This window comes from Agromyces sp. P1_H4, from assembly GCF_056405255.1.
On sequence record NZ_JBFUCL010000198.1, the window covers coordinates 1 to 7,078 of the forward strand.

Annotated in this window: 7 protein-coding genes; all 7 read right to left on the reverse strand. The window is 72.1% G+C overall.

Translation table 11 applies throughout. The annotated features are described in order from the left end of the window. Positions 1 to 229: 229 nt before the first annotated feature. Positions 230 to 631: a DUF7144 family membrane protein gene (locus tag AC1DY2_RS12430; RefSeq protein ID WP_476762710.1), complete on the reverse strand. Its 402-nt coding sequence runs from the start codon at positions 629 to 631 to the stop codon at positions 230 to 232. A 50-nt stretch (positions 632 to 681) separates the two neighbouring features. Continuing rightward, entirely contained in the window at positions 682 to 1,113 is a 432-nt protein-coding gene (locus AC1DY2_RS12435) for a hypothetical protein (RefSeq protein ID WP_476762711.1), read from the reverse strand. Positions 1,114 to 1,270: 157 nt separating this feature from the next. Then, a complete protein-coding gene (locus tag AC1DY2_RS12440) occupies positions 1,271 to 3,100 on the reverse strand; it encodes a glycoside hydrolase family 3 protein (RefSeq protein ID WP_476762712.1) in 1,830 nt (609 codons plus the stop codon). 99 nt (positions 3,101 to 3,199) lie between these two features. Then, positions 3,200 to 3,631, reverse strand: a complete 432-nt coding sequence (locus AC1DY2_RS12445) for a DUF7144 family membrane protein (protein ID WP_476762713.1) — start codon at positions 3,629 to 3,631, stop codon at positions 3,200 to 3,202. Between the two features lie 105 nt (positions 3,632 to 3,736). Next, entirely contained in the window at positions 3,737 to 5,758 is a 2,022-nt protein-coding gene (recQ, locus tag AC1DY2_RS12450) for a DNA helicase RecQ (RefSeq protein ID WP_476762714.1), read from the reverse strand. Between the two features lie 45 nt (positions 5,759 to 5,803). Next, positions 5,804 to 6,451, reverse strand: a complete 648-nt coding sequence (locus tag AC1DY2_RS12455) for a copper resistance CopC family protein (RefSeq protein ID WP_476762716.1) — start codon at positions 6,449 to 6,451, stop codon at positions 5,804 to 5,806. Further along, positions 6,451 to 7,078, reverse strand: a 628-nt coding sequence (locus AC1DY2_RS12460) for a YcnI family copper-binding membrane protein (protein ID WP_476762715.1), incomplete at its 5' end; no start/stop codon positions are given. The genes AC1DY2_RS12455 and AC1DY2_RS12460, both read right to left, overlap by 1 nt.

Genomic DNA, 7,078 nt, shown 5'->3' on the forward strand with positions numbered 1-7,078 from the left:
CTGGTGCGGGATGCCGTGTCAACCATCGTCGGATCGTCCTTCGTCTGCGCGGTCACGTGTCGTTCCACGCTAGGACGGCGTCCCCGGGACCGGAAACGAGCGGTCCGGCGCCTACAAACGGCACGCTGGACGGTTCGCGAAGGCCTGTCGGCTCCCTACAAACGCGCGTGGCGAGCGGGTGTCCGTGTCCACAACTGCCGGACGCGGCATCCGCTCGCCGACGGGGCGGTCAGTTTCGGAAATAGGCCGACGCGCTGCGCGTCCAGAGCAGGAGCAGGACGATCGCCGCGACCGCGATGCTGAAGTACTCGCCGATGGCCCCTGCCGGGTACGCGATGGCCAGGAACACCGACCCGACGATGGAGACGATCTCGAAGATCGTGATCACGATGCGCGAGGCGTCGTTGCCCCGCAGCAGCCCGATCGCGACCACGATGACGACCACGCCGACCAGGATCTCGAGCAGCGCCGAGGCGATCAACTGGCTCTCCCCGCCGAACTGTTCGACCGTCGCGGCCACGCTCGTCTGGAACAGCAGCAGGGTGCCGCCGATGACGTCGAGCAGGCCCGAGATCCAGGCGAACACTGCGACGACGGTCACGCCCCCGGKCCGGGGCATCGAATCCGACATGACCACTCCTCACGTCGGCGCCGCCAGGACGCGGCGCACTTGGGGCGATGCTAGCGCGCGGCGACCTCGCTGCCGCGGAAGTACGCGCTCGCCGGGCGCGTCCAGAGCAGGATCATCACCAACGCCGAGAAGAAGACGCTGGCCCACTCCCCCACCGGGTTGCCGAGATTGGCGACGGCGAGGAAGAGCGACTGGATGAGCGACAGGGCCTCGAGCACCGTGACGATCATGCGGGCGACCCAACGCCCCAGCCAGATCAGGAATGAGAGCGAGAGGACGACGACGCCGAGCAGGATCGAGCCGATCGACGCGGCGAGCACGCCGTTGGGGCCGCCGAACGCGTCGGCGATCTCGGGGTTGCCGCCCTCGAACATGAGGAGGATGCCGGTGATCACGTCGACGATGCCCGAGAGGCCCGCCAGCACGGCCACGATCGCGACCCCAATCGGGCGGTGCACTGCTGGTGCTGCTGCTTCCGACATGATGCGCTCCCCATCCCCTGCACGTCGCCCCAGTGCGACGACCTTGGCCCGATGCTAGCGCGGCGACGGATGCCGCGGCGGGAGGCCGGGGCATCCGTCGACGCGTGGCGCGCCCGGGTCGAAGCGGAGTCGCGTGGCGGGGAGCGGGCGGTTCGGGTCAGCCCGCGTAGCGCAGGCCGTGCCCGAACCGGAACAGGGGCTCCGCCGTGTCGAACGGCACGTCGGGGCGGCTCGCCTCGACGGCGGCCATGCTCGACGGCAGGTCGAACGGCAATGCGCCCTGCGGGGCGGCGTCGCCGACGAGCACGTCGAGCAGGGCCCGCGGGTTCGCGCCCCAGTTCGCGGTGAGGGCGGCGAGGTCGTCGACGAACGGCGTGAGGATCGCCGGGCGGTCGACGAACACGTCGACGACGGTCGGCACCGCCGCGGCGACCTCGCGCACGTGCGCGACCTGCTCGGCGGGGAAGTCGAGCGAACCCGAGTGGAAGAAGTTCTCGAAGAACGTCGGACGCTGCTCGAACGGCGCCTGCAGGCGCAGGATCGCGACGTCAGCGTCGGCCGGCGAGGCGACGACCTCGCCGTACTCGGCGGCGACCTCGGCCGGGACGCCCTCGACGTAGAGGCGCAGCCCGCGAGCGAGCGGAAGCAAGGATCGCGGCGCGCCCGAGGCATCCGGCCGCCCGCGATTGACGAGCAGGGTGATCGCCGCGCGCTGCGCCGCCTCGCCCGCGGCGACGAACTCGGGCGAGCCGACGACGCGCTTGGCACGCTCGACGTCGACGAAGGGCTGGTCGAAGAGGCCGAGCACGAACTTCTCGCGCAGCAGGCGGCGGGCTGAGAGGTCCAGCCGCTCCTCGGTGATCTCGCCCGCGCGCACCAGGTCGACGAGCATGGCGGGGTCGGCCTCGCCGCCGAACTGGTCGACGCCCGCCTCGATGACCTTCCTCATGCGCTCGCGCGGAGTGAGGTGCTCGACGCCCCACGCGCGCGCCGGGAAGGGCTCGCCCATGATCTCCGAGTCGTTGATGAGTCCCCAGTCGGTGCAGACGATGCCGTCGAAGCCGTACCGCTCGCGGAGCAACCCGGTGACGACCGACTTGTTGAAGCCGAAGCCGACCTCCTCGTACTCGGTGCCCACCGGCATGCCGTAGTACGGCATGATCTGGCTCGTGCCCGCCTCGAACGCGGCCTCGAACGGCTTCAGGTGGGTCTCGAACTCGCCGCCGGGGTAGACCTGCTCGCGGCCGTGCGCGAAGTGCGGGTCCTCACCGTCCTTCTGGGGGCCGCCGCCCGGGAAGTGCTTCGTCATCGTCGCCACCGAGTCGGGGCCGAGCTCGGCGCCCTGGAAGCCGCGGATGTAGGCGGCTCCGAGCCGGCCGGCCAGCTCGGGGTCCTCACCGAACGTCTGCAGGGCGCGCGACCAGCGTGGCTCGGTGGCGAGGTCGATCTGGGGATGCAGGGCGACGCGGATGCCGACGGCGGTGTACTCCTGGCGCGCGATGTCGCCGAACCGCTCGACGAGCTCCTCGTCGCGGGTGGCGGCGAGCCCCATCGTCTCGGGCCAGACCGAGAACGACCCGGCGAGCATGCCCGCGAGCGGGTTGTCGGTGTAGGAGTGGCGCGGGTCGGTCGACACGGTCACGGGGATGCCGAGGCGGGTCGCGGCCGCGGCCCCCTGCAGGCGGTTGTGCCACTCGGCGATCAGCTCGGGCGTCGGAGGCAGGGCGAGCACGTTGAAGTGGTTCATGAGCTTGGCCGAGACGAACTCGTCGGTGGACGGCAGGCCGAAGGCGTCGCCTCCCTGGGAGAGGGAGCCGTCGTCGCCCGCGGCGATCATGGTCTGGAAGAAGAGCCCGGCCTTCTCCTCGAGCGTCATCTGCCCGAGCAGGATCTCGACGCGCTCGGCGGTCGGCAGGCTCGCGTCGCGATAGCGGGCGTCCAGCTCGCCGGCCGCGGACGTTCCGGTCGTGGTCGTGGTGTCGGTCATCCGCAGCACTCCTTCATGCTCGGGCCGGCAGCGAGCGTCCGGCATCCGGTCCATCATAAACCGAATGTCGCTAGGTTTTAGTCTGATCTTCGCGCGCGATCAGCTGGTGGGCTGGTCGGGCGAGAGTCCCTTGAAGTAGCGCGTGGCATCGGCCGACCAGAGCAGCATCAGGATGGCGAGGGCGAGCAACGCGCTCACGATCTCGGTCGACAGGGTGGCGGGCTGCGCGATCCCGATCCAGATCGAGCCGGCGAGCGAGAAGGCCTGCACGATGGTCGCCGCGATGCGCGAGACCGTGTTGCCGCGGAGGAGCCCCACCGCGATGAGGATCATCACGATGCCGAACGCGATCTCCATGACGGCGAGCGACGTGGCGACGCTCGCGCCGCCGAACGCGTCGGCCGTCGTCGGGTCGGACTGCATGGAGAGCAGCACGATGCCGCCGATGAGGTCGAAGACCCCCGAGACGACCGCCAGGGCGGCGACGATGGTGACTCCGAGCGGACGCTTGGGGCCGAGCTGGTCGGACATGGCGCACTCCTTGGTCGAAGGCACGGATGCCGCGGCCACGGCCCGCTTGGYGCGATCCTAGCCTCGGGGCGAGCGCCCGGGACTGCCCCACGCGGCATCCGCCGGCTACGCGGCCGCGACCACCGCGAGCAGCGCCTCGCCGTAGGCCTCGAGCTTCTTCGCGCCGATGCCGGTGATGCCGTCGAGGTCGCCGAGCCGCGCCGRCCTGGCCACCGCGACCGCTCGGAGGGTGGCGTCGCCGAAGACGATGTAGGCGGGCACGCCCTGTTCTCGCGCCTCGCCCGCCCGCCACGTGCGCAGCGCCTCGAACAGCTCGGCCTGGGCCGGTTCGAGGTCGGCCGCCGCGGCCACGGCCTTGGGACCGCGCGACCGCGACGACGGCCGGTCGGCCTCGGTGCGGAGCATCACGCTGCGGGCGCCCGAGAGCACCTCGGCCGCGGCCTCCGTGATCGTCAGGGTGCCGTACTCGCCGTGCGTCGCGAGCAGACCCTGGGCGAGGAGCTGCCGGACGACGCCGCGCCACTGCTGCTCGGAGAGGTCGGCGCCGATCGACCACGTCGCGAGGGCGTCATGGCCGTACTGGCGCACGCGCGGCGTCTCTTTCCCTCGGAGGATGTCGATGAGGTGGCCTGCGCCGAACTTCTGGCGGCGCTCGCGCTGGAGGCGCACGATGGTCGACATCAGCTTCTGCGCGGGCACGGTGCCGTCCCACGCCTCGGGCGGCTCGAGGCAGGTGTCGCAGTTGCCGCACGGCCGGCTCGGCTCGCCGAAGTAGCCGAGCAGGTTCTGCCTGCGGCACTGCACCGTCTCGCAGAGGGCGAGCATCGCGTCGAGGTGCTCGGACAGGCGGCGGCGATGCGCGAGGTCGCCGGGGCTCTCGTCGATCATGCGGCGCTGCTGCACCACGTCTTGCAGGCCGTAGGCCAGCCACGCGGTCGCGGGCGTGCCGTCGCGGCCCGCGCGACCCGTCTCCTGGTAGTAGCCCTCGACGGACTTCGGCAGGTCGACGTGGGCGACGAACCGCACGTCGGGCKTGTCGATGCCCATGCCGAACGCGATCGTGGCGACGATGACCACGCCGTCTTCGCGCAGGAACCGCTCCTGCGTGCTGCGGCGCAGCCCCGCGTCGAGGCCGGCGTGGTAGGGCAGCGCGTTGACGCCGTTGGCGGCGAGGAACGCCGCGAGCTTCTCGGTGCTCGCCCGGGAGAGCGCGTAGACGATGCCCGAGACGGACGCGCCCGAGGCATCCCGGCCCTCGCTGCGCACGAAGTCGAGGAGCTGCTTGCGCACCTCGATCTTGGGCGCGATGCGGTACTGGATGTTGGGCCGGTCGAAGCTCGACACGAAGTGCCGGGCGCCCTCGAGCGAGAGGCGCGTGGTGATCTCGCGGTGCGTCGCCTCGGTGGCCGTGGCCGTGAGCGCGACGCGCGGCACGTCGGGCCAGCGCTCGGCGAGGTCGGAGAGGGCGAGGTAGTCGGGCCGGAAATCGTGACCCCACTGGGCGACGCAGTGCGCCTCGTCGATGGCGAAGAGGGCGACCCGACCCCCCTCGAGGAACCGCTTGGACGCCTCGGAGTTCAGCCGCTCGGGCGCGATGTAGAGCAGGTCGAGCTCGCCCGCGAGGTAGGCGCGCTCGACCGCCGCACGCTCGGCCGGCTGCTGGCTCGAGTTGAGGTAGGCGGCGCGCACGCCGTTGCGCACGAGCGCGTCGACCTGGTCGTGCATGAGGGCGATGAGGGGCGACACGACGACGCCGGTGCCCTCGCGAAGGAGCGCGGGGATCTGGTAGCAGAGGCTCTTGCCGCCGCCGGTGGGCATGAGCACGACGGCGTCGCCGCCACCCGCGACCTGCGCGATGATCTCGGCCTGCTCGCCGCGGAACGACTCGTAGCCGAACACCGTGTGCAGCGCCTCGGCGGCCGACGCGAACCTCGCGGGGGCGGGGCGGATGCCTCGTGGCGCGACGGCCACGGAGGTCGGAGAAGCAGCGACGGGGCCGGATCGAGCCGGCTGCGGCACCCACCCGTCGTCTGGCGGCGGCGGGGCCCACTCGTCGTCGGGCGGCGGCAGCTCATCGGGATCCCAGGGGACCTCCTCGGCGCCGTGGGGTTCCGGGTTCCAGCTCACCCGTCGAGTGTAACGAGGGCCCCCGACGGGTGAGCCGGTTCATCCTCAGGGTCGGCGGCGCACCGCGAACCAGGTGATGAGCGCGGCGACCGCCGCGGCGAGGACGCCGCCGACGATCCAGAGCGCGTCCGTCGGGAAGCCCGCCGGCGCATCGTCTCGGGATTGCGTCGAGTCGGTCGCGTCGCCGGTGTCGCCGGTCTGATCGGCTCCGGGCGTGCTGACGACGGCCGTGCCCCCGCAGTCGCCGGGGGCGTCGGATCCCTCGGCGAGCGCCACGCCCTCGGCGGGCTGCCAGGTGAACGCCCACGTGCCCGAGATCGGGTGGCCGTCGGTCGAGACGACCCGCCAGGTGACGGTGTAGTCGCCCGGAGCGCCGAGCTCGGCCTCCATCGCCGCGGTGGCCCCGTCGACGATCGTGCAGCCGTCGCCGTAGTAGCGCCCGTCGGGCCCCTGCACCTCGATGACCGAGCCGCCGTCGAGCTCGAGCAGCTCGTCGTTCGTCTCGAGCGAGATCGCGCCCGGCTGCTCGGTCACCGTCGCGCCCTCGGCAGGCGTCGTCGCGACCACGTAGTTGTGCGCCGACGCGGGCAGCGCCGGCAGCACGACGAGCATGGCGGATGCCGCGACGAGCGCCGCACCCGCAGCCGCGGCCCGGCCCGCGTGCCGGCGCCCGGGGGACCCCCGCCCGCGCATCACGCGGCCGATCGGGGACGTCGGCGTGCGGTGACGGCCAGCACGATGCCGACCACGCCGACGATGAGCCCGCCAATGCCGAGCACCCGTGCCACGCCGTCGGAGGCACCCGTGCCGGCGGCCGTCGTCTCGGCGGTCGCCGAGTCCTCGTGACCGGTGTGCTCGTCGCTCCCGGTGCCGGCGTCACCTGCGGCGGCCGCGCCGTGGCCGTGCTCGTCGCCCGTGGCCTCCGTCACGACGATCGAGGGAGCGGGGCTCTCGGGCTCCTCCTCGCCCTCCTCGGCGACCTGGTTCCAATTCGTCTCGCCGACCTCGCAGGACTGCAGCACCGGGAAGGAGAGCGTCTCACCCGCGGCATCCTCGGGCAGCTTCACCGACAGCTCGACCGTGTCGCGGTAGCCGCTCTCGAGCGGCGTGATCGCCGTGTAGACGACCTGCGCGGTGCGATCGCCRTCGGCCACCTTCTGGATGGTCCAGTTGGGGTTGACCGTCGGCGCGACGCCGTCGATTCCCTCGGGGATGTCGAAGGTGAGGCTGGTGGTCGGGGATTCCTCGCAGCCGTGGCTGAGCGAGAACGTCAGCACCGAGTAGCCGCCGGCGGCGGTGCTGCTCGGCGTGACGCTGACG

Coding starts and splice junctions, on each gene's coding strand:
- AC1DY2_RS12435 (WP_476762711.1), bottom strand. CDS start 1,113: ATGTCGGAAGCAGCAGCACCAGCAGTGCACCGCCCGATTGGGGTCGCG.
- AC1DY2_RS12440 (WP_476762712.1), bottom strand. CDS start 3,100: ATGACCGACACCACGACCACGACCGGAACGTCCGCGGCCGGCGAGCTG.
- AC1DY2_RS12445 (WP_476762713.1), bottom strand. CDS start 3,631: ATGTCCGACCAGCTCGGCCCCAAGCGTCCGCTCGGAGTCACCATCGTC.
- AC1DY2_RS12455 (WP_476762716.1), bottom strand. CDS start 6,451: ATGCGCGGGCGGGGGTCCCCCGGGCGCCGGCACGCGGGCCGGGCCGCG.